26 protein-coding genes and 2 pseudogenes are annotated in these 25,232 nt (G+C 68.4%); 17 read left to right on the top strand and 11 right to left on the bottom strand.

What is annotated here, in order from left to right; genetic code table 11:
• The first annotated feature begins 253 nt into the window (after nt 1-253).
• Nucleotides 254-871, top strand: coding sequence for a DedA family protein (locus tag Amac_RS26630; RefSeq protein WP_155357137.1), 618 nt, complete (start codon nt 254-256; stop codon nt 869-871).
• A 69-nt stretch (nt 872-940) separates the two neighbouring features.
• Here the strand turns inward: Amac_RS26630 and Amac_RS26625 are convergent, their stop codons facing one another.
• From Amac_RS26625 to Amac_RS56400, 3 genes are all read right to left on the bottom strand, one after another.
• Complete coding sequence (locus Amac_RS26625; RefSeq protein WP_155357144.1) at nt 941-1,933, bottom strand: DUF2332 domain-containing protein; 993 nt, start codon at nt 1,931-1,933, stop codon at nt 941-943.
• Between the two features lie 248 nt (nt 1,934-2,181).
• Complete coding sequence (locus Amac_RS26620; protein WP_246268713.1) at nt 2,182-3,051, bottom strand: WD40 repeat domain-containing protein; 870 nt, start codon at nt 3,049-3,051, stop codon at nt 2,182-2,184.
• Between the two features lie 80 nt (nt 3,052-3,131).
• Entirely contained in the window at nt 3,132-3,554 is a 423-nt protein-coding gene (locus Amac_RS56400; protein ID WP_246268712.1) for a helix-turn-helix transcriptional regulator, read from the bottom strand.
• 339 nt (nt 3,555-3,893) lie between these two features.
• On the opposite strand from Amac_RS56400, the gene Amac_RS26615 reads away from it, so the two are divergent.
• Nucleotides 3,894-4,043, top strand: coding sequence for a hypothetical protein (locus Amac_RS26615; RefSeq protein ID WP_155357135.1), 150 nt, complete (start codon nt 3,894-3,896; stop codon nt 4,041-4,043).
• A gap of 526 nt (nt 4,044-4,569) precedes the next feature.
• Here the strand turns inward: Amac_RS26615 and Amac_RS58040 are convergent.
• Nucleotides 4,570-4,854, bottom strand: a complete 285-nt coding sequence (locus Amac_RS58040) for a tyrosine-type recombinase/integrase (protein WP_344446497.1) — start codon at nt 4,852-4,854, stop codon at nt 4,570-4,572.
• 41 nt (nt 4,855-4,895) lie between these two features.
• Between Amac_RS58040 and Amac_RS26605 the strand changes: the two genes are divergently transcribed.
• Nucleotides 4,896-5,153, top strand: coding sequence for a type II toxin-antitoxin system Phd/YefM family antitoxin (locus Amac_RS26605; protein ID WP_155357134.1), 258 nt, complete (start codon nt 4,896-4,898; stop codon nt 5,151-5,153).
• Nucleotides 5,150-5,404: a Txe/YoeB family addiction module toxin gene (locus tag Amac_RS26600; RefSeq protein WP_155357133.1), complete on the top strand. Its 255-nt coding sequence runs from the start codon at nt 5,150-5,152 to the stop codon at nt 5,402-5,404. Before Amac_RS26605 ends, Amac_RS26600 begins: the two co-directional genes overlap by 4 nt.
• Before the next feature lie 69 nt (nt 5,405-5,473).
• On the opposite strand, the gene Amac_RS26595 is transcribed toward Amac_RS26600, so the two are convergent.
• The gene (locus Amac_RS26595) at nt 5,474-5,866 is read right to left on the bottom strand and encodes a hypothetical protein (protein ID WP_155357132.1); all 393 of its coding nucleotides are present in this window, start codon (nt 5,864-5,866) and stop codon (nt 5,474-5,476) included.
• A gap of 323 nt (nt 5,867-6,189) precedes the next feature.
• On the bottom strand, nt 6,190-6,981 hold the full coding sequence (locus Amac_RS26590; protein WP_281356345.1) for an SDR family NAD(P)-dependent oxidoreductase: 792 nt from the start codon (nt 6,979-6,981) through the stop codon (nt 6,190-6,192).
• Between Amac_RS26590 and Amac_RS53825 the strand changes: the two genes are divergently transcribed.
• Nucleotides 6,865-7,275, top strand: coding sequence for an acyl-CoA-like ligand-binding transcription factor (locus Amac_RS53825; RefSeq protein ID WP_246268709.1), 411 nt, complete (start codon nt 6,865-6,867; stop codon nt 7,273-7,275). The two genes, Amac_RS26590 and Amac_RS53825, sit on opposite strands and share 117 nt — an antisense overlap.
• Nucleotides 7,276-7,324: 49 nt before the next feature.
• On the opposite strand, the gene Amac_RS26585 is transcribed toward Amac_RS53825, so the two are convergent.
• The gene (locus tag Amac_RS26585) at nt 7,325-7,852 is read right to left on the bottom strand and encodes a MarR family winged helix-turn-helix transcriptional regulator (RefSeq protein ID WP_170322656.1); all 528 of its coding nucleotides are present in this window, start codon (nt 7,850-7,852) and stop codon (nt 7,325-7,327) included.
• A 146-nt stretch (nt 7,853-7,998) separates the two neighbouring features.
• On the opposite strand from Amac_RS26585, the pseudogene Amac_RS26580 reads away from it, so the two are divergent.
• The 4 genes and pseudogenes from Amac_RS26580 to Amac_RS26565 all read left to right on the top strand — a co-directional run.
• Nucleotides 7,999-10,337: pseudogene (locus Amac_RS26580) on the top strand (family 78 glycoside hydrolase catalytic domain); the annotation flags it as partial.
• Nucleotides 10,338-10,340: 3 nt separating this feature from the next.
• Complete coding sequence (locus tag Amac_RS58035) at nt 10,341-10,673, top strand: alpha-L-rhamnosidase C-terminal domain-containing protein (protein WP_373869842.1); 333 nt, start codon at nt 10,341-10,343, stop codon at nt 10,671-10,673.
• A gap of 266 nt (nt 10,674-10,939) precedes the next feature.
• Nucleotides 10,940-11,419 (top strand): LLM class flavin-dependent oxidoreductase, encoded by a 480-nt coding sequence (locus Amac_RS26570; RefSeq protein WP_246268708.1) that lies wholly within the window; start codon nt 10,940-10,942, stop codon nt 11,417-11,419.
• A gap of 65 nt (nt 11,420-11,484) precedes the next feature.
• Nucleotides 11,485-11,925 (top strand): flavin reductase family protein, encoded by a 441-nt coding sequence (locus tag Amac_RS26565; protein ID WP_218041291.1) that lies wholly within the window; start codon nt 11,485-11,487, stop codon nt 11,923-11,925.
• Nucleotides 11,926-12,133: 208 nt separating this feature from the next.
• Here Amac_RS26565 and Amac_RS26560 read toward each other — a convergent pair whose 3' ends face one another.
• Entirely contained in the window at nt 12,134-12,706 is a 573-nt protein-coding gene (locus tag Amac_RS26560) for a TetR/AcrR family transcriptional regulator (RefSeq protein WP_155357126.1), read from the bottom strand.
• 286 nt (nt 12,707-12,992) lie between these two features.
• On the opposite strand from Amac_RS26560, the gene Amac_RS26555 reads away from it, so the two are divergent.
• The 6 genes from Amac_RS26555 to Amac_RS26530 all read left to right on the top strand — a co-directional run bounded on the left by Amac_RS26555 (nt 12,993) and on the right by Amac_RS26530 (nt 20,552).
• Nucleotides 12,993-14,549: an ABC transporter substrate-binding protein gene (locus Amac_RS26555; RefSeq protein WP_155357125.1), complete on the top strand. Its 1,557-nt coding sequence runs from the start codon at nt 12,993-12,995 to the stop codon at nt 14,547-14,549.
• The gene (locus Amac_RS26550) at nt 14,546-15,499 is read left to right on the top strand and encodes an ABC transporter permease (RefSeq protein WP_246268707.1); all 954 of its coding nucleotides are present in this window, start codon (nt 14,546-14,548) and stop codon (nt 15,497-15,499) included. Before Amac_RS26555 ends, Amac_RS26550 begins: the two co-directional genes overlap by 4 nt.
• Nucleotides 15,496-16,386, top strand: coding sequence for an ABC transporter permease (locus Amac_RS26545; RefSeq protein WP_155357124.1), 891 nt, complete (start codon nt 15,496-15,498; stop codon nt 16,384-16,386). Before Amac_RS26550 ends, Amac_RS26545 begins: the two co-directional genes overlap by 4 nt.
• Nucleotides 16,383-18,146: a dipeptide ABC transporter ATP-binding protein gene (locus tag Amac_RS26540; protein WP_155357123.1), complete on the top strand. Its 1,764-nt coding sequence runs from the start codon at nt 16,383-16,385 to the stop codon at nt 18,144-18,146. The genes Amac_RS26545 and Amac_RS26540 overlap by 4 nt, the downstream gene beginning before the upstream one ends.
• A gap of 79 nt (nt 18,147-18,225) precedes the next feature.
• Nucleotides 18,226-19,395, top strand: coding sequence for an NtaA/DmoA family FMN-dependent monooxygenase (locus Amac_RS26535; RefSeq protein WP_155357122.1), 1,170 nt, complete (start codon nt 18,226-18,228; stop codon nt 19,393-19,395).
• The gene (locus Amac_RS26530; RefSeq protein WP_155357121.1) at nt 19,392-20,552 is read left to right on the top strand and encodes an NtaA/DmoA family FMN-dependent monooxygenase; all 1,161 of its coding nucleotides are present in this window, start codon (nt 19,392-19,394) and stop codon (nt 20,550-20,552) included. Before Amac_RS26535 ends, Amac_RS26530 begins: the two co-directional genes overlap by 4 nt.
• A gap of 123 nt (nt 20,553-20,675) precedes the next feature.
• Here the strand turns inward: Amac_RS26530 and Amac_RS58030 are convergent.
• Nucleotides 20,676-21,023: pseudogene (locus Amac_RS58030) on the bottom strand (DUF2637 domain-containing protein); the annotation flags it as partial.
• Nucleotides 21,024-21,250: 227 nt separating this feature from the next.
• On the opposite strand from Amac_RS58030, the gene Amac_RS26520 reads away from it, so the two are divergent.
• The gene (locus tag Amac_RS26520; RefSeq protein ID WP_155357120.1) at nt 21,251-21,799 is read left to right on the top strand and encodes a GNAT family N-acetyltransferase; all 549 of its coding nucleotides are present in this window, start codon (nt 21,251-21,253) and stop codon (nt 21,797-21,799) included.
• Between the two features lie 12 nt (nt 21,800-21,811).
• Here Amac_RS26520 and Amac_RS26515 read toward each other — a convergent pair whose 3' ends face one another.
• Together Amac_RS26515 and Amac_RS26510 are read right to left on the bottom strand one after the other, a co-directional pair.
• Nucleotides 21,812-23,005: a low temperature requirement protein A gene (locus Amac_RS26515; RefSeq protein WP_170322654.1), complete on the bottom strand. Its 1,194-nt coding sequence runs from the start codon at nt 23,003-23,005 to the stop codon at nt 21,812-21,814.
• Between the two features lie 395 nt (nt 23,006-23,400).
• Entirely contained in the window at nt 23,401-23,724 is a 324-nt protein-coding gene (locus Amac_RS26510; RefSeq protein ID WP_155357118.1) for a hypothetical protein, read from the bottom strand.
• Nucleotides 23,725-23,908: 184 nt separating this feature from the next.
• Between Amac_RS26510 and Amac_RS26505 the strand changes: the two genes are divergently transcribed.
• The gene (locus Amac_RS26505) at nt 23,909-24,811 is read left to right on the top strand and encodes a T3SS effector HopA1 family protein (protein ID WP_155357117.1); all 903 of its coding nucleotides are present in this window, start codon (nt 23,909-23,911) and stop codon (nt 24,809-24,811) included.
• Nucleotides 24,812-25,232 lie beyond the last annotated feature (421 nt).

Below are 25,232 nucleotides of genomic sequence, written 5' to 3'. Positions count from 1 at the left end.
GGCAGCGAAACGGGCAAAGCGACTCCAGACGGTGGCAGCGACGACCCGGCGGCGACGGGGCCTGCTCCCGGGTGGTCACTAACCGGCGCTCTACGGCGCATCTCCCTGTTGCCGGTCCCAAGCCCCGCGAGAACCGGGGGCGGCGGTGTCATGGAGGCCCTCAAAGAGCGACCGCACAAGGCCGTCACCCCGGCTCCCGCCGGGTTCCAACAACAAGCACCATACGGGTGCCTGTGAGAAGGATGGTGCCCTAGTGACCCCGCCACTGCCTGGCCCGCTGGCCCACCTGGCCCCGCTGCTGGACCACTACGGCTACCTGGCCGTCGGCGCGCTGATCTTCGTGGAGAACTTCGGCGTCCTCGTCCCAGGGGAGACCATCCTCATCGCCGCAGCCGTCTACGCCGGGGCCGGGAGACTGAACATCGCCGTCGTCGTGCTGATCGCGGTACTGGCCGCCATCATCGGCAACAATGTCGGCTACCTGATCGGCCGTACCGGCGGCCGCGCCTTCGTCCACCGGTGGGGCCGCTACGTCCTGCTGACTCCCGAACGCTTCCACAAAGCCGAGAAGTTCTTCACCCGGCACGGCGGCAAGATCGTCACCATCGCTCGCTTCGTCGAAGGACTGCGCCAGACCAATGGCATCATCGCCGGCACCACCGGCATGCCCTGGCGCCGCTTTCTGGCCTTCAACAGCCTCGGTGCGATTTTGTGGGTCGGCGGGTGGACGGCCCTGGGCTACACGGCAGGCACCCATATCGGCCCGATCTACGACCAAGTCGCCCGCTACCGCATCTATCCGCTGGTCGGTCTAGGCCTTCTGGGAGTCGCCTTCCTCGGCCGAGGCCTACTGCGGCGCCGCAGCAAATAATCGTGGGATGCAGAAACTCGACTTGGGGCTGCTACCTGCGATTATGCGGTGGTCAAAGGTGGTGGTCTGTCATGGCTGCAGGCCATGGTGTGGTTCCTGCTCTACCTGATCGTCCGGAATCTCCCTGCGGGCGAACCAGGCGATCGACTGGCCGTGTGACCGGGTCCAGGCGAGAGGTCTTCCGTCCAGGGCGAGCACGTTGAGCGACGAAGCGTCAGGAGGGGTCGGCAACGTGTCGTAAGGGAGGACATCGGGGGCCTCGTTCGAGATCCAGTGCCCAGGTAGTCCGCGCACCACGTCAGCGAACGCCTCCCGCCGCGGCTTCGGCACCTGGTACAGCACGGAGCTGTGGAACACCACCAACGTCGCACCGGCCGGTGCCTGCGCGGCCAGCGCCGGCAGGTCGTCGACCAGGTCCCCCCGCAGAAGCGAAGGCGGTTCGCTCGCGGCGACAGCCACCGCATCGCGCAGTCGAGCGCGGCGGTGCGTGTGCTCGGGCCAGATGAGGGCCTCGAGCCACTCGACGTCCGCGGGATCGGTCACGTCTAGCGGGTTCAGATCGAGGCCGGAGCGCCAGACCACATCGGGGAGGCGGGTCGGTGGCGCCGCGCCGGTCATCGCACAGTCCAGGATCGGTTCACCGCAGCCGATCACGTGATCGCCGTAGCGGTAGGCGTACCTGTCGGGGTAGAGGCACAGCCCGGCAGACGCGCCTACCTCCAGCAACGCGAGCGGCTGCGGCAGTGCGGCGAGCACCGGCAGAAGCACCGCACAACGCCCGGCCTCGTTCGTCTGCGTGGTCCGAGTGCGTATCTCTGCCTCGATCACCTGCCAGTTTCTTACCGTGTAGCGATGGAATGCCGCCGGGTCCTGGACCGGGCCGCCGAGGAACCGCACCACGCCGAACAGCAGGTTCGGTTGCCGCTTGATCGGCGGGAGCATGCCGAGTAATGCGAGCACCTCGTCGTCACGAGAGACGGCGAGCGACAGGCGCTCATACGCGGGCGATACATCGTGCGCTTCGTGTGCGGCGAAATCGGCGTACCTCATGGCCGTCGTCATGTCCAAATTCGTCCCTCGCACCACCGCCGGGCACCATTGGTGTGGTGGTCAGCCCGCGTGGTCGACCTCGTAGGCGGCGGGACCAGCGTAGCCCGGGCTTGGTGTGCGGACGGCGTAGGTTGAAGCGCGTCGGCGTCTATGGCAGGCGCCGGTTCTCGGTCACTCCAGGTCTTCCCACTACCGGGTGGGTGCCCGACCGTTGCGGGTGGGTTGCCCGGAGTTCGATGGCTGATCCGACGGAATGGGAGTTACGTGGGGTTCCCCGACCGGTCCGGCACCGGCTGCAGCCGCACGGTCCGGTCGTCGCTGGCGGTGGCAAGGAAGTGGCCACCGGGGTGGAAGGCCACCCCGTAGACCAGGTCGGTGTGGCTGGTAAGGGTGGTGACGGGCTGGCCGGTGGTCACATCCCACAGCCGCACCATCTGGTCGTGGCCGACGGTGGCCAGCAGATGGCCGCCGGGATGGAAGGTCACCCAGACGGCGCCACCGGGGTGTGGAGTGAGCGGCTGACCGACATTCTGGCCGATGGCCGGATCCCACAGCCGCACCGTCTGGTCGAAGCTGGTGGTGGCCAGCAGGTGACCGCCGGGGTGGAAAGCCGCCCCGCATACGGCATGAGTGTGGCCGATCAGCGTACGGGCCATGGAGCGCACCGCCGATCCTGGTGTAGGTAGGCGCTTAGGCGAGGGCAGGGCTGGCGAGGCCGGGCGCTTTCGGACCTGAGCCGCCAGCTCATCGCGCTCCCGGCGCAGCGCGTCCCGTTCGCCCCTGATCGTGGCCAAGGTCGCGCGCAAACCCTCGACCCGGCGTCTGGTCGCGCGGGCGACCGCACGATTACCGCCGATCTCCCACAGCCATACCGCCGGGTCGTCGCCGACGCTGGCCAGCAGGTGGCCGTCGGGATGGAAGGCCACCGCGCGGACATGATCCGTGTGCCCGGCAAGGGGGTCCCCGACGGGCTGGCCGGTGGCCGCATCCCACAAGCGGACCGTCATATCGCGGCTGGCGGTGGCCAGCAGGTGGCCGCTGGGGTGGAAGGCCAGCCCCCAGACCGAACGAGTGTGCCCGCGCAGCCGGTCGCGGATCTGCCGGCCGGTGTCGGGATCCCACAGCCGCACCGTCCGGTCGGTGCTGGTGGTGGCGAGCAGGTGCCCGCCGGGGTGGAAGGCGACCCCGTAGATGGGGCCGGTGTGGCCGGTCAGTTGACGGCCCGTGTGCGAGGGAGAGGAGGTAGCGGCGACCGCTGCGGGCGGTGAATCCCCCGGACAGCAGAAACCAGCTCGGCAGCCCGTCCAGCAGCCTGCTCGGCGTGCAGCCACAAGTTGCGGAATTCCTCGACCGGCCCGTCCAGGGCTTCCACGATGAGCTCGAGGTTGCCCCAGCGCGGCAGTGTGGCGCAGCGGATCACCTTGTGCGCAGTGGTCTGGCTGAATCTGGTCTTCTTGGCCAACTCCCGGAAGGAGGGCTTGCCCTGGTACCGGCACAGCTCCTGCAGCCGGACCCGCAGCACCGTCAGAGCCTCCGGCTCCCCGGCGAAGGCTTCTTCAGGGCCAGCCGGGTCGACCGGCGCGGTCGGGCTGGCGGAGGAGGACGGGGGAAGGGTCATGATGGTCTTGAGCATCCCGGGACGTCACGAAACGTAAAACCGGTCGGCCAAACCGTCGCCAACCGGGTATCCACCCGCCCCAGGCAGGTGTCAGGAACGTCAGCGTTCCAGGCCAGAATGTCAGCACTCGTTCGCCAGCGTTCATCTTCCTACGATCCCATCCGCGTTTCGCGGAGATCGTAAAGCGACCATAGAGGTATCGAAGACTGGAGGTGCCGCCGCGATTCCCGCTGGTGGCAGCGCCCCCAGCCTGCGATTCTGCGGGGTGGGTGGTGTGCGCCGGACCTTCGACCGTACGACGCCCATCACCCAAGGGCGCTCCCGACCGCATGAAGGGGACACCCCGAACCGGGGATGCCCAACCTCGCTCTGCCCGTCTTCACCCCGGTTGTCTTCATCGCCGCCGGACTGATCGCCGTCACCGCAGCCACCTACCTGTACTCCGCCGATCCCGGCCGCCGCGCTAGGGCTCTGCGTCTGCTACGCATGCTGCTGCGCCGCTAACCCCAGGTGGGGGAAGGGTGCGGGGTGCGCCGGTCTGGCCTGGCCACTAGGACGAGCGGTGCTGGTGGTCCGGGCCGGACAGTCGCGTGCCAGGGACGCCCGCGATGCCGAACTGGTCGATCCCCTCAGGCCATGAGTCCACTGAAGCCGGGATTCCGCTCGGACCTTCGTCGTCCCGCTCGCTGATTGCCATGTCGATCGTGTCGGCCGCCGGGCCTACGGCCTAGGGCCGGTCCCGGACAGCGCGGACCACGGGCCAGGTGTCGCCGGGCAGAAGGAGAAGCGCAGCGCAGAGTCGTGATCTTCGTGCCATTAGCGTGCCATTAGGGCTAGTGATCAATCACGGTTCCTCACGGCCGCCCAAGCTCCGGGTCAAGGCCCCTACCAGCCGGGATTCCTGCGATTCCCAAGCTGACAGCGCGGGTTCGATTCCCGTCACCCGCTCCAACAACGAAGGCCCAGGTCAGAGGATAATTCCCGACCCAGGCCTTGATCTTTTCTAGCGCCAATCGACCTTCCGTGCCCACTACGTGCCCGTTCCACTTGGATCTTGCTTCTTGAGCGCTTCCTCGGCGGGCTTCCCGAGCGCGTCAGCGATGGCCCGATCCCACTCCATCGCGGTGTGCTGGTAGATCAGTGCGGCCCGGGTGGTCGAGTGGCCCGTGCGGTTCATCAGCTCGCGTAACGTCGCGCCGGACTGCGAGGCGAAGGTGTTCCCTGTATGCCGCAGATCGTGAAAGTGGAAGCCGCTGAGCTTGGCTCGCGTGAGCGCTTTGCTCCATGTACAGCAGGCAACCCCACCCTCGACCAGAGTGGTACGATATCTGGTACCAGATTGGGTGGAGGTTTCTGATGTCGATCACTGCAAGCGAAGCCCGGCGCCGGCTGTTCCCTCTCATCGACGAGGTGAACGAGGACAGCCTGGCCGTGGAGATCGTCTCCAAACACAACCGCGCCTACCTCGTACCCGCCGCCGAGTACGAAGCGCTGAAGGAGACGGCGCACCTCCTGCGCTCACCGGCCAACATGCGCAGGCTCATCGCCTCCTACCAGCACGCCCTGGAAGGCCGGCACGAAATCCGCGAACTCATCGCCGACGACCAACCATGAAGCTCTCCTTCACCCCCGAAGCCTGGGAGGACTACACCTCCTGGCTCACCACCGACCGCCAGGTCCTGAAACGCATAAACAGGCTTATCGAAGACACCCTTCGCGACCCATACGCAGGCATCGGCAAACCCGAACCGCTCAAACATGCCCTCCAGGGAGCCTGGTCCCGAAGGATCACCGAAGAACACCGGCTCGTCTACCTCCCACGCGACGACGAACTGATCATCCTTCAGGCCCGCTACCACTACTGAGCACGCCATCGGCGGGCGATGCCTCCGAACCAGCACCCCAAATTCTGCGCCAGAAGGGCACCTGTGGTCTTAACCCCCACGGTTCCAGAGCCAGCGCAGCCTCCTGGACGTAGCACGGTCCTTCGGGCCCGGTGATGGGGGCATGGCCGCAACGGAGGGCGGTGCCACGGGAGTCGTGCCGAGCACGGCCTTCCGGATCGCCGGCCAATCGCCTGCGGCCCACCAGGTGAACAGATCTCGGCTGCTGAGCACCACGACCTTGAGCGAGTCAACGAACTCGCGTCGTTCGTACACCTGCGCGGAACGATCGTGCGGGTCCTTTCGGTACTGGTGGTTCACCACCAGCACGCCTGCGCCGACCGGCTGATGGGGGCGTAGGCTCGGGCAGGTCGACAGGTGCCGCTCCAGCGCTCCCACGAGCTTCTCGGACGCGTTGCCAGCGGCCGACTTGACCTCGATCATCCGCACCTCGGACCCATAGGTCGCCAGCAAATCGGCGGACTTGCTGTCGCCGAGTTCGTCGTGCGGTCTCGGGCGCGCGCTTCGGTGGTCTCCGTGGCCCGCCTGGTGGCACGGGCACCACGGCCACGTTGGTGATCGCGGATCTGAATGCCTCGCCTAGGGGAAGTGCCGCCTACACCGGCGCCCAGATCGCCCGGGGCGCTGCTGGCCAACGCCGTCTTCTGCCTGCCGCCGTCTGGCGTCGATGGCGTGAACGAATGCGGAAGGCGCCGGGCCATCCCGAACGGTGCGGCCGGCTGCGACATCGCAGGGCCGAACACGGGTCAGATCGTTTCGCCGGCGTCGGCGAGCAGGGTGCTGTCGGTCATGATGATGGACAGGTCGCTGGCGGCGAAAAGGGCGACGCGGGCGATGTCGTCGGGGGTTCCGATGCGTCCGATCATGCTCTGCTGCATGACATCGAGCTGAGTGACATCAACCCCGGCCGCGGCGGCCGCTTCGAGCGCGGTCTGTGTGGCGGCGATGTTGCCCTCGGTGGGCACGTAGGTGGGTGCAACGCCGAGCACGCGGATGCCGAGTGGCGCGAACTCGAGGGCGAGTTCCTTGGTCAGGCCGCGGACGGCGTGCTTGGAGCCGACGTAGGCGGCAAGTCCGGGCGCGGTGGCCTTGAACCCCGCGGTCGAGACGATGTTGACGATCACCCCGCCCTTGCCGGTGGCGGACATCCTACGGGCGGCCTCACGGGCGCCCAGGAAGACACCGCGGGAGTTGACGGCGAAAACCTGCTCCCATACCTCGTCCGGCATGTCGAGGAGGGAGACGCTGGGGAAGATTCCGGCGTTGTTCACCCAGATGTCCACACCGCCGAGCTGTGCGACCGCGGTGTCGGCGCCCGCGGCGACCGACGCCGAGTCGGTGACGTCAACCCGCGCGCCGACTGCGTTGACGGAGTATCGCGCCCGCAAGTCCTCAGCGACCGCGGTGGCGGCGTCTTCATCGTGTGGGGTGGCATCGAGAGCTCCTTCGAGGCGCTGCGGGCGGCCTTCGAGACAGCTGACGAGCGTCTGTCGGTCATCGAGGCGGTCAGGTCCGTGGTGATGTCGGTGTTCGACCAGCAGGTCGAGGACCTTGCGCTGACGCGTGTTCGGCTGCGGTTGATTGCGACCGTCCCGGAGCTGCAGGCGAGCCGGTCGGAGACGTTCGAGCGGTGGCGCGAGCAGCTCGTGGCGTATGTGGCGCGGCGGCTTGGCGAGCCGAAGGACGCCATCACGCCGGTCGCCGCGGGCGCGGCCATCCAGGCGGCGATGCTGCGAGCACTGGCCTGGTGGGCGGTTCGCGAGGAGGACGCCGCACCAGCTGATGTGGTGGCGCAGGCGTTGCGCGGGCTGGAGAAAATCGCCTCCCTGTAGCCGAACGTCAGGGCCAACCGTCAGGGCCAGGGGAACTCCTCGGTTGTGTTCAGGCGTGAGGTGCGGGGCGGTACCCGTCGGCGATGGCCGCATCGGCAAGTCGGGCGAGCATGCGCCGCAGCGCCTCGCGCTCGTCGGCGGGCCACGTGTCGACGATGGCGTCGACGCGGTCTGCGACGTGGTCGAGAATGCGTCGGCCGATCACACGGCCGACTGGGGACAGCGCGATCAGCACGCTGCGGTCGTCGTCGGGATCGGCGGTGCGCAGTACCAGTCCCGCCTCGTGCAGGCGATGGGTGATCTTGGTGACGTTGGATGGCCCTGTCCCGAGCATACGGGCCAACTCGGTGGGCCGAAGTGCCCCGCGATGCGCCAGATGGTTCACGACAAGGAAGAGCGTCACGTCGGGGATCGGGAATCCGGCGGCGTGCATCATCTCCGCCCGCACCTCGTGGCTGTCGGCCCAGTGGATGATCGTGGACAGCGAGGCGAGGAGCGTGCCCTGCTCTACGGGCCGGACAGGGCCGAGCTCGGCGTCCGTCGGGGAGGCGAGCCGCGCTCGCGCGGGTCGGGGCACGGGCCCTCCTTTCGAGGATCGAGCCATCAGCCTAGCCGGGCCGGAAAGGCGCGGCGGCAGCGGCGATGGCGACGCGCTCCACCCGCATGTATTGTCGAAAGTGAAATACTTTGGCGTCGGTCTTTTCGACGAGGAACGGGAGTCTCATGCCTGCATCACCGATGGACCTTCGCGTGAACGGCCGCCACGCACCGCTCGGCATGGATGCGCGCACGCCCGAGTTCGGCTGGCGCCTCCCCGCGGTCGCCGCCGATCAGGTGGCGTGGGAAGTGCAGGTCACCGAGGGGCCCGACGTCGCGACGGGACGGCGGGTGTGGGAGACCGGTCGAGTCGAGGGTGCCGAGCGTTCGGGCGTGTCGTACGGTGGCGACGAGTTGGAGTCCGGTGCCGCTTACACATGGCGGGTGCGCGTCTGGGAAGCGTCGCACGACGAGCCAGGTCCGTGGAGCGAGCCGGCGCGCTTCGAGACGGGTCTGCTGCAGACGTCGGACTGGTCGGCAGCGTGGGTGACCGACCCGGCCCGGCCCGCTGAGAAGGACCCGGCGGCCATGTACCTGCGGGGGGTGGCGCAGCTGCCCGCGGACGTCGTCCGGGCCCGCGCGTACGTGTCGTCGCTGGGATGGCATCGGCTCTTCGTCAACGGACACGACATCACCGGGACGGCGCTGGTGCCTCGTTGGACGCCGTTCGACCACGAGGTCGAGTACGTGACCTACGACGTGACCAGCGCCTTCGCCCGTGGGGCGAACGTCGTCGCCCTCGCGCTCGGCGACGGCCGTTTCCGGGGCTCGCTCGGCTTCGAGAACCACCGCGCGGTGTACGGCGACCGGCTCGCCGGTCTCCTCCAGGTGCACCTGGAGCTGGCGGACGGCACGACACAGGTGACCGCCAGCGACGGCACATGGCGCGCCGCCGGCGGGCGCATCACGAGCGCCGACCCGAAGACCGGCGAGCGCGTCGACCTGCGGATCCCAGACGACGACTGGCTGCGCTCCGCAGAGCATCCCGCCCGATTCCGGCCCGTCGAGGTCCTCTCCGAGCCGCGAACGCTCGTCGCTGAGAGCGTCGAACGCGTCCAGCAGGTCGGCGAGTTGGCGCCGCAGCGCATCCGGCGCCTGCCGTCGGGCAAGCAGGTCGTCGACTTCGGTCAGAACTTCGCCGGGGTCGTGCGCATCCGGCTCCGCGGGCCGGCGGGCGCCCGGGTGAGGCTGACGCACTCGGAGATCGAGCGCCCGGACGGTGAGCTCGACCTCGATTACATCCACCCTTTCCCCGTCGGCCGGTGGTACCAGCGTGATGTCGTAATCCTGGACGGTGATGACGCGTTCTGGCAGCCGTGGTTCACGATCCACGGCTTCCGCTACGTGTCCGTCGAGGGCTTGGACGCTGGCCTCGCGTCTGAGGACGTGCGCGGGATCGTGATCTCCTCCGATCTGGAGCAGACCGGGCAGTTCCACAGCTCCGACGCGCGGCTGAACCAGCTGTGGAGCAACGTCGGATGGTCCCTGCGGTCGAACTTCATGGACACCTCCACCGATGGCCCGACGCGGGAACGGTCCGAGTGGACCGGGGACATCCAGGTGTTCGCGCCGACGGCCACCGCCTACGTGGGCGCGCAGTCCTACCTGCGGCGCTACCTGCGCAGCCTCGCTCTCGAACAGGCGGTGGACGGCACGATCCCCGTCGTCATCCCGTCGTCGTTCTCGACGTTCTCGGGCGGCCCGCGCGGGCAGCTCAAGTCAGCCGGTACCGCCGCGGGATGGAGCGACGCGAGCGTCCTGATCCCGTGGACCCTGTACCGGTACTACGGAGACGTGCAGGTGCTGCGCGACCAGTACGACTCGATGGTCGCCTGGGTCGAGCATTGCGAGAGGCGCGCCGCAGGCGCCTCCAGCCGTGCCCGCCGCCGGAAGGGAACCGGACGCCCCGAGATCGAGCGGTACATCGTCGACACCGGCTTCCAGTTCGGCGAGTGGCTACGCCCCGGTGAGAACCCCTTCCTGTCGGCCATCGACGGCCGAAGGCGCGGCGCCGTCGTCGCGACGGCATACTTCGAGCGCTCCGCACGAACCCTCTCCCGGATAGCCGATGTCTCGGACGATCGGAGGAGGAGCGGCGGTTCCGAGAGCTCGCGGACCGCACGCGCGAGGCGTGGCGTGCGGCGTTCCTTGCCGCCGACGGACGCATCGGCACCGACCGGCAGGACGACTACGTGCGCGCCCTCGCTTTCGGCCTCGTCGACCCGACCGAGCGTGCGGCGGCCCTCGAACGTCTGCTGACACTGATCGACCGCGCCGGCGGGCACCTGGGCACCGGCTTCCTGTCGACGCCGCTCCTGCTGGACGTGCTCGTCACGGAAGGACGCGCGGACGTCGCCTGGAAGCTGCTCATGCAGGACACGAACCCCTCGTGGCTCTACCAGGTCAGCCGCGGCGCGACCACCGTTTGGGAGACATGGGAGGGCTACACTCGCTCCGGCAAGGCGAAGATGAGCCACAACCACTTCGCCCTCGGAGCGGTCGCTCGCTTCCTCACTGAGCACATCGCCGGCATCACCCCCATCGAACCCGGATACCGCATCATCGGCGTGACACCGTCGATCGGCGGAGGACTCACATCCGCTCAGGCAACCATCCGGACCCCCTACGGCGAGGTACTGAGCGCATGGACGCGTGACGGCGACGAGGTCGAGTTCCGGGTCACCGTCCCGACCGGGGCACAGGCACAGTTCCACCCCCTCGGCGGCACCCAAGCTCAGCAGCTCCCGCCCGGCACACACGTCCTACGCCGTGCCGTGGCTGGACTGCGCGTCGAGGACTGACCGACCCCGCCTGCCGCTCCTCTGTGCTGCACGCTCCGGGCAGCCCGCCGTCACGGCGCGCACTTCATCGGACAGCCAGCCCTCGCACCCGCACTCCTGAACGACGCCACTGGACCCCGCCCAGCCCCGGCATCGCCCCGTTGGGTGCCAGGCAGTCTATCTGTCCATAATGTGGACTTCCCATTAAACGGGGACTATCCCCGTTTAGTATGTGGGGGTAGTCCCGGTTATGAGGTAGCGCCATCGGACGATCGATCCACTCGCGGGTGAAGGTCGCGCCGCCGGCGGCGGCCTTGTCCTGCCTGTCGCCCAAACAGAGGAGTGCGTGGTCCGTGTTCCGACACCGGAGTATTCAGCAGATAGCGGCCTCGGCTGCAGAACTTCCTGAACCCTACGTCGCGGTGTCGGTCGATGCGGTCGTGGCCGAAACCGACGAAGAGGCCCGCGAGCTCGTGGCGGGCTACCCTGCCTGGGTTCGAAGCATCCGTCGCGGCGAGGGCGCTATTCCGTTCCCCACGGCCGAGGAGATCGTGGCCTTCGCTTGGACTGAAGATGCTCGCGCCCTGGTGACCGACCGCGTGAGAACTCAATCCGTTGGTTCACCGGTCACGGTCGCGGACCAACTCGAGCGACTTCGCGACGCAACGGACGCCAGTGAGATCGCAATCACCACCGTTACTCACGATCACGCCGCCCGAGTGCGGTCGTACGAGCTCATTGCCGCCGAATGGGCCAAGCGAGGATGAGGCCCGTTTGCTCCGCAGCGTCAGGGTGTTGCGACGAGGCCCTCGAGGAGTCGTTCCGCGCGGCGATGGCCAACGTCGCTGCGGCGGTCTCGGTCGTCACCGTGCTCACCGAAGGAGACGCGCACGGGACGACCGTGAGCGCGTTCATGTCCTTGTCCATGACGCCGCCGATGATGCTGGTATCCCTCGACAGCAAGTCCGATCTGCTGTCGAGGCTCCGCGTCGGGTCGACGTTGGGGATCAATGTCCTGGCGTCGCATCAAGATCAGATCGCTCGCCGCTTCGCGCAGAAGGGCGTGCGCAGATTCGAGGGCGTGGCGTGGACGATTGAAGACGGTGCGCCGGCCTTGTCTGAGCGGCAGGCGTGGGTAGCGGTCTCGGTCACGCGGTTCGTGATCGCCGGCGACCACACGTTGGTGCTTGGTGCGGTCAACGCGGCGGATGCCACTGAGGAGGCTCCGCTGACCTACTGGCAACGCACCTTCGGATCACACAGGAGGAGCTGAGCCACGGGCTCGCAGCACGATCCCGGGGCCGCGGCTTCGAAGGCGGGCCGCACGCGTGCGTTGGTTCTACGGCAGTCGTGTTGGCGACAGGGTGATCGACGGGGATGTCGGCGGAAGGGGTGCAGCGATAGCTACCCGAACGGCCTGTCCGTCGGCATCGGCGCGGACGATCCGTCGTGTGTCGCGCTCGCCACCTGCGGGGGTGTCTCTACGCGCGGAGCCCGTTGATCAGCATGGCGAGCATCCGCGTGACCTGCTCCCTGTCCGGTGATCGCTGCGTGGCCCAGGCGATCCCGCTCGCCTGCGCGCACAGGTCGAGGATGTCGATGTCGGCGCGTAGCGTGCCGTCCTCCTGCGCCCGCCCGATCAGGCGAGTGGCCACGGAACGCATTGCCTTGCACGAGGCGTACAGCGCGGAGGTCTCGTCGTACGCGGCGGCGATGATCGGCTCGGGCAGATCGAGGTAGGTCTGCGAGTAGTTGATGAAGGCTCGTAGCCATCGGTCGACCGCGTCGATCGCGGGCGTCACGGTGGAGAGCTGTTCGGCTAGAGCGATCAGTTCACGGTAGACGTCGTGCAGGACTGCCTCTAGTAGCGCTTCCCGTGTGGGGAAGTGGCGGTACATCGTGGCGTTGCCGATGCCGGCGGCGCGGGCGATCTTGTCGAGCGGTGCATTCGCGCCCTCCTCGGCGAACACCGTGGCGGCCGCGGCGACCAAGCGTTCGCGGTTGCGGCGCGCGTCGGCACGGCGCGGACGCGTTACCGCCGTCTTGGTGGTCATGACGTCTCCGTGTCACGCGGCCCGTTGGGTCCCCGGCAGTCTACCTGTCCACAATGTGGACGGCTCGATATGTGGGGACTATCCCCACCTAATATGTGGGGATAGTCCCCATTATGGGGCTGTGCCATCGGACGATCGACCCGCTCACGGGTGAAGGTCGCGCCGTCGGCGGCGGCCTCGTCGTGCCCGTCGCCCCGAACAGAGGAGTGTGTGGTCCGTGTTCCGACACCGGAGTGTTCGCCAGATAGCGGCCTCGGCTGCAGTGGGAGTCGCCCTCATTGCGCCGTTGGCGGCCTGTACCTCCTCGCCAGGGACGGAGCCGACGGACGGGGAGCCTGTCAAGGGCGGCACGCTGACCTATCTGATCAACCAGGCCACGATCACCCTCGACCCGGCGGTGAGCCCAGGTAACGCGACGGCGCTGATGACCCGGAACATCTTCGACTCGCTCGTGGTGCAGACCGAGCCGGGCACGTTCAAGCCGTGGCTTGCCACCTCCTGGACCATCTCGGAGGACGGGACGGTCTACACGTTCGAGCTGAAAGACGGGGTCAAGTTCCATGACGGGACCCCGTTTACAGCCGAGGCGGTGAAGGCGGCCCTTGATCACATCGTCGATCCTGAGACCAAGTCGCAGAACACCATACTTCTCGGAATCTACGACCACTCGAGGGTGATCGACGACCTGACCGTCGAGGTGACGCTGTCGCAGCCGTTCCGGCCTTTTCTCGAGACGCTGTCGGGGACTGAGCTTGCAATCCAGAGTCCCGCGCAGCTGGCGCTGCCTGCCGCGGACTATAAGCCGGTCGGCACGGGGCCGTTCTCGTACGTGTCCTGGGACCAGCAGAAGATGCTGGTGCTGGATCGCAATCCGGATTACAGCTCCCCGCCGACCGGCGCGGCACACGAGGGTCCCGCCTACCTGGAACAGTTGCGCTTCGACCTGGTCACCGAGGACGCGACCCGGTACGGGGCGCTGACCAACGGGGAAGCGCAGGCGATCGCGGCCGTCCCCGCCGCCGACGTGGAGACGCTGACCTCAACGGCCGGATTCCAGGTGTTGACGGCGTCGGTGCCGGGCGTCAACTACAGCCTCTTCTTCAACTCCTCGCGCGGACTCACGAGCGGTCTGCGGATCCGACAGGCGCTCCAGGCCGCGACCGACGTCCCGGCGATCGTGAAGAACGTGTATTTCGGGACCTACGAGGTCGCGACCAATGTGCTCGGCCCGGCGACGGCCAGCTACGACGCCTCCGCAGCCAATTCCTTGCAGGGCTACGACCCTGACAAAGCGGTCCACCTGCTGGAGGAGGCCGGCTGGACCGAGACCAACGCCGATGGCTACCGGACCAAGGACGGGCAGGAGTTGGAGCTGGTCTGGCCCTCATACCTCGGTGCGAACACGATAGTCCCCGAGGCCGTCCAGGCCGACGCCAAGAAGGTCGGGATCAAGATCACGCGTCCCAACGTCGACGTCGCCACGGTGATCTCGCGACTGGAAAGCGGCGACTACGACATCATGGACGGCAACATCAGCCGGTCCGATCCGGACGTCCTGCGGGACGCCTTCAACTCCGAGCGAAGCTACGCCGTCGGAGGCTGGAACCTCTCCCGCGTCAACTCGGACGAGCTGGATCAGTGGCTCGACGCGGGCCTGACCACGAACGATCAGGATGTCGCGGACAAGAGCTACGCGCAGGTCCAGAAGAAGGTGCTGGCCGACGCCCATGTGCTGCCGATCTTCGTCTACCAGTACATCCTCGGCGCCTCCGATGCACTGCACGGCGTGACTTTCGGTGCGACAGCCCAGCCGCTGCTGTACGACGCGTGGCTGAGCGAGTGAATGAGCGCACAACGCCGCAGGCCAGATGGTGGATTCGCCGAGGATTGCTCGGGATCGTCGTGGTCTGGGGCGCGGCGACGGTGACGTTCATCGGCATGCAACTACTGCCGGGCGACAAGGCGACGCTGATCGTCGGCGGCGGATCCCTCGGCGGCGCCACACCCGAGGTGTTGGCGGCGATCACCCGGGAGTACGGGCTGGACCGTCCCCTGATCGCGCAGTACGGCGACTTCCTGGCCCGGCTGATCCATGGTGATCTGGGGACCTCCTATCAGCGGGGCGCGCCGGTGGCGGAGCTGATCTGGTCGCAGCTGGGGTCCACGGTGGTTCTCGCGCTGGGCGCGGCGGTGCTGGGCTTCGTCCTGGCGGTCGTGCTCGCCACCTCCACCGCGGCGCGCCCTCGCGGGCGCGCCGTCACCTCGACCGTCGAGCTCGTGCTCCTCTCCACGCCAAGCGCATGGGTGGGCATCCTCGCTCTGACGGTGTTCTCGTTCGAGCTGCGGATCTTCCCGGCCATCGGGAACGACGGGATCGCCTCGCTGGTCCTGCCGTGGGTGACTCTGGCCCTGCCGATCGCCGCGGCACTCGCCCAGGTGATGCGGGACGGGCTGGAGCGTGCCTTGGAACAGCCGTTCGCGACGACGGTGCTCAGCCGGGGTGCCACGCACGGCCGACTGCGGTGGCGTCACGTCGCGCGGCACTCGCTGATCCCCGTGCTCACCCTGTCGGGATGGTCGCTGGCGGAGCTGCTGGGCGGCGTTGTGATCGTGGAGACCGTATTCGCCCGGGCGGGCATCGGCCAGTTGCTGGTCACCGCTGTCACCAGCCGCGACTTCCCTGTCGTCGCCGGTGTCGTGATCCTCTCCGCCGTGGTGTTCGTGGTCGTCAACGTGATCGTGGACGCGTTGTACCGGGTCGTGGACCCTCGGCTGCGGGAGACGACGCCATGACCGCGCGGCTTCCGGCCACAGCCTCCCGTACGGAGTGTCCACCGACCCCCGCCGCGCCGCGATCGGCGCCCGGACAGTGGGCGCGCCGGGGCGGGCTGCTGTGCGCGAGCGTATTCCTGCTGTTGGTGGGCGTGGCCGCGGCCTGGCCGGGCCTGCTCAGCGTTCACGTCCCCGATGTCACCGATCTGTCGGCCACACTGCAGGGCGCCAGCCCCGAGCACCTGCTGGGCACCGACCGGCTGGGACGCGACACGCTCTCCCGCCTGATTTACGGTGCCCGCATCTCGCTCCTGCTCGGGCTGACCGCCACCGGGCTCGGATTCCTCGCGGGACTGGTGTGGGGGTTGACCGCGGGCTTGTCCGGGCGGGTGGTCGACGAGGTCGCGATGCGATCGGCGGACGTGTTCATGTCGGTCCCGAGCATGCTGATGGTTCTCCTGGTCATCGCCATCTTCGGCGCCGGCGAGCGGAACGCCGCCCTGGCCGTCGCCGTGGGGATCGCCCCGGGGTTCGCGCGACTGGTGCGGGGGCAGACGCTGGTGGTCAAGAACACCGGCTATGTCGCCGCCGCGGTCTCCCTCGGACTGCCGGCACGCGCGGTGATCCTCCGCCACATCGTGCCCAACGTGCTGCCGCCGCTGTTCGTGTACGCGACCATGACCCTCGGCCAGACGATCATCGTAGGCGCCTCGCTGAGTTTCCTCGGGCTCGGGCCGCAGCCGCCGGCACCGGAGTGGGGGCTCATGCTCGCCGAGGCGCGCGGCTACTTGCAGCGGGCCCCCTTGCTCGGGGTCTACCCGGGACTGGCGATCACGCTCACCGTGCTCAGCATCGCCACCGTCGGTCGGGCACTGCAGCTCCGATTCGAAGGAAGGGATGCCCGGTGAGCGAGAATGGATCGGCACCGCTGTTGACCGCGAAGAATCTCACCGTCAGCTTCACCACGCCGCGGCACGGGGTGGTGGCCGCGGTGCGTGGCATCGACTTGGCCCTCGGAGCGGGCGAGTGCCTCGCCCTGGTCGGCGAGTCGGGCTCGGGAAAGAGCGCCACGGCCCGCGCCGTGCTGGGCCTGACAGGCAGTCGTGCGACCGTCGATGCCGAGGAGTTGACCTTCGCCGGCGAGCAGCTCCTGGGGTTCGCCGAGCGCGACTGGCGGAGGTTGCGCGGCGCCCGCGTCGGCTTCGTCCTGCAAGACGCGCTGACCTCACTGGACCCCCTCCGCCTGGTGGGCGACGAGGTCGCAGAGCCCTTGGTCGTGCATGAGCTGGGCAGCCGCCGAGATCGCGACGAGCGGGTGATCTCGCTGCTGCAGGGCGTCGGGATCCCCGATCCGCGGGTGCGCGCCCGGCAGTATCCACACGAACTGTCCGGAGGGCTGCGGCAACGAGCGCTGATCGCCTCGGCCATCGCGGCATCCCCGTCGCTGGTGATCGCCGATGAGCCGACCACGGCCCTGGACGCGACCGTCCAGCGGCAGGTCCTCGATCTGCTCTCGGACATGCGCGACGCAGGCACGGCCATACTGTTGATCAGCCACGACCTGTCCGTGGTGGCGCGCCTGGCCGATCGAATCGCGGTGATGGCCGCGGGCGTGATCGTCGAGCAGGGCACCCCGGACGACATCCTGCTGCGGCCAGCACACCCCTACACGCGCGAGTTGCTCGCCGCGGTGCCCACGTTCGGCGCACCGGGACGAATCTTCCGCGCCGCAGCGGACGTGGACACGTCTCCCCGGGACTCGCCGACACGTCCGGTCGCGCCGTCACGCGCGGACCCGAGCAGACCGGGACGTTCCCACCCGATCGGACGGACCATTCTTGAGCTCGATGCCGTCTCCAAGCGCTTCCGGTCGCCGGACGGCACATGGCGGCAGGCCGTCGACGGCGTCACCTTCGGTCTGCATGCCGGAGAGGCCCTCGGAATCGTCGGCGAATCCGGCTCGGGCAAGAGCACGACCGCGCAGATCGCGATGGCCATGCTCGCCCCCGATCACGGCGAGGTGCGCCTCGACGGGGCCGCGTGGAGCGGGCTGCGAGAGCGTGAACGCCAATCCGAGCGTCACCGGATCCAGCTGATCTCCCAGGATCCGCTGAGCGCGTTCGATCCACGGTTCACCGTCGAGCGCATCATCGCCGAAGCCCTCGGACAACCCGGCCGTCGCGGCGCGATCAAGGCCCGGGCCGAGGTCACCGCGCTGCTTCGCCGCGTCGGGCTCGACGATGATGTGCTGCACCGGCGTGGTCGTGAGCTCTCCGGCGGCCAGCGCCAGCGTGTCGCGATTGCCCGGGCGATCGCCCCGCGACCGGAGGTGCTTGTCTGCGACGAGCCGGTGTCCGCTCTGGACGTGTCCGTGCAGGCCCGGATCCTCGCCCTGCTCGCGCAGCTGCGCCACGAGCTGGGGGTGGCACTGCTGTTCATCTCCCACGACCTCGGCGTGATCCATGAGGTCTGCGACCGCGTGCTCGTCATGAAGGACGGCACCGTCGTCGAGCACGGGACCGTGACCGAGGTGCTCACCGCTCCCCGGCACCCGTACACCCGCTCGCTCCTGGACAGCATCGCCCCGGACCGGTCACCGTCGCCCGCCTCCGCAAACACTGACCAGCACGACCCAGCGCTCACCTACACGGGAGGAAACCAGCTATGACACCCGCCACAGACGCCGCACCACTGGCGAGGCGGAGCGCGTCCGCATCCGGCTACAAGCGCGATATGGAGGATTTCGCATGACCGCCCCGCGCAAGCTGCGGTTCTCGTCGCTCGCCCTCCCGCCCGGCGGGCACCTCGCCGCGTGGCGGCATCCCTCGGCGCAACCGGACGCGGAACTCAACCTGGCCGCCGTCGCCGCGTACGCTCGACGAATCGAGGAGGCCGGGTTCTCCGCCCTGTTCGTCGCCGACGATGCGGCGGTTCGGGACGAGCACCTCGACTCGCTCAGCCGTACGACACAGGCGAACTCGTTCGAGCCGCTGACGCTCCTGTCAGCCCTCGCCACGCGCACCGACCGGATCGGACTCGTGGCCACGGCGACGACGAGCTTCAACGAGCCGTTCCACGTCGCCCGCCGCCTCGCGAGCCTTGACCACATCTCCGGCGGCCGGGCAGGGTGGAACGTTGACACGAGCGTCGTGCCGCGGGAGGCCGGCGGCTTCGTTCGAGACGAGCACGACGTGCACGAGGAGCGCTACGAGCGCGCCGAGGAGTTCCTGCAGATCGTGCGGGAGCTGTGGGACAGCTACGCCGACGATGCGATCGTGGCCGACAAGCGGACCGGGCTGTACTTCACCCCCCGAGGGCGTCGCCCTCTCAACCACGTGGGCAAGCACTTCCGGGTCGCTGGCCCCCTGAACGTGTCGCGGCCGACGCAGGGGCATCCCGTCGTCTTCCACGCCGCCGCAACTCCAACCGAGATTGCGTTCGCCGGCCGTCAGGCCGACGTCGTGCTAACCGCCGCCCGGTCGATCGACGACGCGCACGCCTACCGGGCACGGCTCGACGACGCGCTCGTAGCCGTCGGCCGGGCATCGGGAAGCGTCCAGGTGTGGCCGGGGCTCAGCCCCATCGTCGCCTCGACCGAGGGCGAGGCGACGACGCGACGCGACGAACTGCGGGACCTGCTCCGCGACGCCACGCCGCGCCCGGTCGTACCGGACGGCACCGGTGGGCTGTTCGTTGTCGGCACGCCCGAGCAGGTCGCCGACCGGATCGCCGAGTGGCACGAGGCGGGCGCCGCCGACGGGTTCACCGTGCGGTTCCCGCTGATCCCCGCCGACGCCGACCCCTTCCTCGACGAGGTCCTGCCGATCCTCGCTCGGCGCGGCCTCTTCGCCCCGCCGGAGGGCGCGACACTCCGCGACTTCCTTGGCCTTTCCCGACCGGAGAGGAGTGTCGCGTGAGCGCGAAGAAGCAAGCGCGCCTTGTCGCGATCACCCACTCGACCGGCTCGCACCTGCGCGGATGGCGGCATCCGAACACCCCGGCCCGGCCGGCCACCGACGTGAAGGCGTTCATCGAGGTCGTACAGGAGTTGGAGCGCGGCCTCTTCGACGCACTGTTCCTCTCCGAAACCACCGGGACCATGCCCGGCCCCGCCGAAGCGCACCAGCACGACTCGATGGTGAACGAGTCGCTCGACCCGACGCTACTCCTCTCGGCGATCGCATCGGCGACCAGACACATCGGTCTCATCACCACCGCTTCGACGAGCCTCACCCAGCCCTACTCGCTCGCACGGCTCCTGGCATCCCTCGATCATCTCTCCGGCGGCCGGGCCGGCTGGAACGTCGTCACCTCGCGCTTCGAGACAGAGGCGCGGAATTTCGGGCTGGACGCCCAACTGCTGCGCGCCCCTGAGCGCTACGACGTCGCCGCGGAGTTCGTCGACGTCGTCAAGGGCCTGTGGGACAGCTTCGACGACGACGCGTTCGTCCACGACCGCGAAAAGGGGCAGGTGTTCGACCCCGTGCGGGTCCAGCCGCTCGACCACCGAGGCAGGCGCTTCCGGGTGTCCGGCTCGCTCGACATCGCCCGTCCGCCGCAGGGGCACCCGATTATCCTGCAAGCCGGGATGAGCGAGGCGGGTCGGGAGCTCACGGCGCGCGAGGCCGACCTGGCGCTCGCGTCCGGTGGTGGCTGGCACGCGCGGGAGGCCCGCGAGGACGTCCGCCGTCGCGCCGCGGCGCACGGGCGCGATCCCGACACGCTCGTCGTGCTCGCTGTGTTCCCCTCGGTGCTCGTGGCAGACACACGCGCCGAGGCCGAGGCGCAGCTTCGCGAGTTCACGGCTCTGCTGCATCCAGCAGAACGCCAACAGCACGGCATCCTCGCCGGCACGGCCGCCGACATCGCCGACATCATCGAGGACTGGCTCGACGGCGACGCCGCCGACGGGTTCGCCGTGGGGTTCCCCTACCTGCAGGGGCCGGTGGCGGCGTTCACCCGCCTCGTGGTCCCTGAACTGCAGCGGCGTGGCCGTTTCCGCACCGCGTATGCGGGCGCCACTCTGCGCGAGAACCTCGGCCTGCCACGACCCGCCCGTCGCGTGCCAGAGTGATCCTGCTCCACTACTGGCAAGCGGCAACGGCCTCCCTGCGTGGGCGCGCAGGGAGGCCGGGTGCGCGGGGCGTCCGGACAACCCTGGCTGCTCCTGCGCCTCGACCTCGTCCGATGGTCGCCGATTGTTGCGAACGATCCACATCAGTAGCTCGTACGCTCCCGCGAAAGCCAGCGGTGCCAGGGCACTGACCAGCCGCGATCCGAGCCCGCCGGACCAGCCGTGCGCCACATTCGCCGCCAGCGTCACCGCGCCGCCCAGAGCGAGCGCCACCCACGCCAGCACCGGCACGCGAAGCCGACGACGCGAGCAATAGACCATCACCAGCGAAGCCATGACGATCACGCCGTCAGACATCGCCGGATACAGGATGGCCATGTCGTGCCGCTCACCCAGAGCGATCGCAAGACCATAGAAGTGGTGGTAGGAGACGTAGGCAGCCGCGCCCGCGACCCCCAGCAGGACAGCCACCGCAAAGCCCAGCTCAACCTGGTTGCCACGACCAGCCGAAAAGACAAACCCGCAGGTGAGAACCCTATTACCGGTCCGGTTCGATTCCCGTCACCCGCTCATGATGAAGGACCAGGTCAGGGTGTTGGCCCCGAGGCTGCTGCACGGCATCCGCGAGTTCCACGTCTCGGTGTCGACACCAGTAAAAGCAGATGCCGGTGGTGGAACAGACCGATTAGCCTCCGGGTGTGGAGGTTCGAGAAGAGCGGTTGGGCGACGTGGACGCTGTGCGTGATGTTCATCTGCGTGCGTTCGGTGACCATGGTGGAGTCGTGGCCGATCTGGTCGAGACCCTGCGCGATGGGATCCGCTCCGGCGGGGGGTTCGCCCTTGTGGCCGAGGACGCCGGACAGGTCGTGGGGCATGTCGCGTTCACTCGGAGCCTGCTTGACGCCCCGCGGCGGCTGGTTGATGTGCGGGTGCTCAGCCCGCTGGGCGTGCTGCCCGAGCGCCAGCGGCTGGGCATCGGCTCGGCCCTGGTCCGCGCTGGGCTCGCGGCTCTCGGCCGAGGGGAGATCCCGCTCCTCTTCTTGGAAGGCGACCCGAGCTACTACTCCCGTTTTGGATTCGCCCCGGGGGCCGAGTTGGGCTTCCGCAAGCCGTCCCTGCGCATCCCCGACGCCGCTTTCCAGGTGATCAGGTTTCCGGCGTACGAGCCGTGGATGACCGGGACGCTGGTCTACTCCGAGCCGTTCTGGCGGCACGACGCCGTCGGGCTCCGCGACCTCGACGCCTGACGAGGTACGGCATTACTCTGGCCGGCCGAGCCTGCGCATCACCGTGGGGTAGTTCACCTGCCAGTACGCCACAGCGAGCAGGCCCACCACGATCCACCAGGCCGCCAGCCCGCCCCCGAAGACCGCCAGCAGCACGGGAACCAGGACGGCGGGCAGGGCCCAGCCGAGCAGCCAGCGCAGCGGGGCCCGGGCGGCGGCGCCCAGCACGGCGGAGGTCAGGAAGTAGGCGGTCATCCCGCCGCAGAGGGTCCACCGTACGGCGGTGGCGAGGTGGCCGTCGGCGTGCTCGGCCAGGGCGCCCAGCCCGGCGGCGGTGGCCGCGACTCCGGCGGTCATCGCGAAGTGGGCGGGCAGCGTGATCCGGGCCTGCAAGCCGCCGAACCCGGGCACCGCGGCGGCGCCGTACTCCAGGGTGAGCCACCACAGGCAGACCAGCAGGCCGAACCCGGCCAGCGCGGCGACGCTGAAGGCGGGCGTCCAGCCGATCTCCCCGGCCGCCACCACGACCTGCATGACGGCCTCGCCGAGCACGATGATCACGAACAGCCCCAGCCGCTCCCCCAGGTGCGGGATGTTGAGCCGGGCCCCGGCCGGGAGCACGATCCGCCGGGGCACCCGGCCGCGCATGGAGGCGCGCACCCGCTGGCGGTGGGCCTCGTCGCGCAGTTCGGCCAGCTTCTGCTCGGGGTCACGGCTCTGCAGGCACGAGATGACGATGTCGGCCGCCACGCCGAAGCCCCAGAGCCAGTACCGGCCGGGCGCCGGCACCCAGATCGAGATCAGCCAGGGGGTGAGGCCCGCGCCGTACTGGGCGGCGGGCCAGGCGCCGAGGAAGGTGCCGGTCCGGCTCCAGGTGCGGGTGGCGAGCACCCGGCAGGCCACGTACGCGATGGCGAACACGCGCGCCCGGTCCCCGGCGGCTTCCGGGATGGCGGCGGCCATCACCGCGATGCCGAACATGGCGATCAGCATGGACTGGCGGCGGGTGCGCTCCCCGGCCACGTTGGCGTAGAGGGTGAAGCTGGTCCAAACGCTCCACACCGCGTAGTAGAGCACGATGAACAGGCCCGCGTCGGAGAGCCCGATCGGGTGGCCGGGGCTGGGGTGGAGCACGTGCGCCAGCTGGGCGACCGCGACCACGATGATCAGATCGAAGAACAGCTCAAGCCAGCTGGCATGCCGCTCCGGAACCTCCTGCTCAGGCATGACCCGCAAGGTACTGGTATGGGCGGCTCGCGCCAATTCGTTCTTATGGGGAGATGCCAATGTCACCCTTCCGGTGGGTGGCCCGCCTTCACCCGATCGGCGATCATGATTCGGCCGCTTCGGGGGTCCCGGCACTCGCACCGCGCCCGCTAGGAGGCGGCCATGCACCATCGGCGACTCAAACCCAAGAAGAAGCCCGGCTCGACATCCGGGTCGGAGGAGGAGAGCGGTTCCACGACCCGTACGCCAGGTCAGGACATCCCCACGCCGACCGTGTCGCCCATCATCGTCAACACGACGGCGAAGCCTCCGGTGAAGTGGACGGCCCCCACCTTCGCTCGCCCTGCCCTGCAGATCCAGGAGCCCGATTCGCAGCGTACGAGTCCGCAACCTCTTCAGCTCGTCCGTCGAGAGCGCAAGGTGAGGCCGGCGCGCATAATGCTCCGGCAAACCCCCGACGGCCCTGTCGAGTTCCCGATGCGGTACGCGCCGATACTCCTGAATCCGGAGGAAAGCACCACCACGTCGTCTGACGAAGAGCCGCTGCTCACCCTGAAGCCGTCGCGGCAACCGGTGCTGAATACGACGCCATCGAAGAAACTGCCGGTCCAACTGCCGAACACCCCGATGGTGTCGAAGAAGCCGGCGCCGCAGATTCCGAGCGCCTCGGACAATCCCAGCAGGCTAGGAATCAGGCCGGCCGAATCGTCCCCTGCCATCCGAGAGCGCAAGCTGCGGCGGGAGAAGGTCCAGCGCTTCGAGGAGTCCGACGTCAGCGGGCCGGAGCGGCCGAGCAGGCTGACGACCCGTGATGAGGGCGGCCCGTCGCAGCGGACGAGATCCCCCAGTGGGAGATCACAGAGGCTGGCCTTAACGAAGAGACGCGGAAACCGGCCGGAGGACATGGACCGGCAGGACGAGACCCGCTATCGCTTGAACGCGGCCCGCGACATGGCGTTCGTCCAGGCTCTCTACAACGACCTGTTCGTCGAGGGCATACTCGCCACCGACACGAGGACACTGCAACAGGACATCTACCGCAGGCTGGGCTTCAGCGCACTCGGCTACCTGGACAAGGCGATCACGGAAGCGGAGATCTTCCAGCTCATCGCGGGCGCTGGTCCTGGGACGTACAACGTCGTCAACCAGCTCATGGCGCTGAATGGCACCGATATTCGGGAGGCGTTGAAGACCGGGGACTATGTCTCCTTCTCGAATGCCCGGTATCCGGGCTTCCGCGCTACCCAGGAGCAACGGCAACGGCGTCTCATCGTGAACGTCGCCAATCAGCGGGCGGGCATCAAGATCGTGCAAGGGCTCCTGCCGCTGTTCAACGACAAGAGCGTCGAAAGGTACTTCAAGGAGGTCAAGGTGTTCCTCTCCACCGTGGCCCTGCCTCTGGAGGATGTGAAGAACGACAAGCTCGTCGTCTACTACGACGTCGGCCCGGTCCAGGAGGACACGAGCGACTACGTCGGCGACCAGCTCGCGACCATGATCTACACCATGATCGAGCCTGGGGACGTCGACGAGACGATCACACCGTTCTACTCCGAGCTGATGCCCGCCGTCTCCTGGGCCGAGGACGCGCTGGACTTCGCACCCGAGTTCGCCGGGCTCAGCTTCACCCAGTCCCGCGCCATGGCCATCGCCACGGCGTTGCGATTCGCGGACGACAGGTGGGACAAGACGGACCAGACGGTCAAAAGCGCGGAAGAATTGATGACGCTCATCCAGATGGCCTTCATGGTGCACGGCATCCACCCGACCATGCCACACCGCCACAAGCCCTCGACCACCTCGTGACGTCCCACCTCACCGAAAGCCGGTAACGGTCGCGGCTGATTCGATGCCCAACGGCCGATTCCATCGTGCCGGCACATAGCGGCTTGGTCACGGCTGGCTGGGTCTCTGCTGTCGTGGAAGACGAGATGCGGCCAGCCGCCGACGCCCTCGAGCGGCGGGAGGTCCCAGTCCCATGTGTCGCCGCAGCCCTGCAAGCAGACCAACCGGCACCCCCTCAAGTCCAGGACCATAGATTCCTACGCATATATATGCCTGTGGAGCGCGAGCCCGGATCATGCGTTCTTAACAGCGGTGTTGCGCAGCACTCCACATATTGACGTTGACATGCATATGGTGTTACACACATATTAACCCTGCGCGGGAGCAATCCGACACCGCGCGGCGTGAGGTAGCGCGATCACCGAACTGCGCAACGGCATTG

The sequence above is a fragment of the Acrocarpospora macrocephala genome (assembly GCF_009687865.1).
Lineage (GTDB): Bacteria > Actinomycetota > Actinomycetes > Streptosporangiales > Streptosporangiaceae > Acrocarpospora > Acrocarpospora macrocephala.
This window is presented reverse-complemented; position numbering and strand designations above follow the sequence as displayed.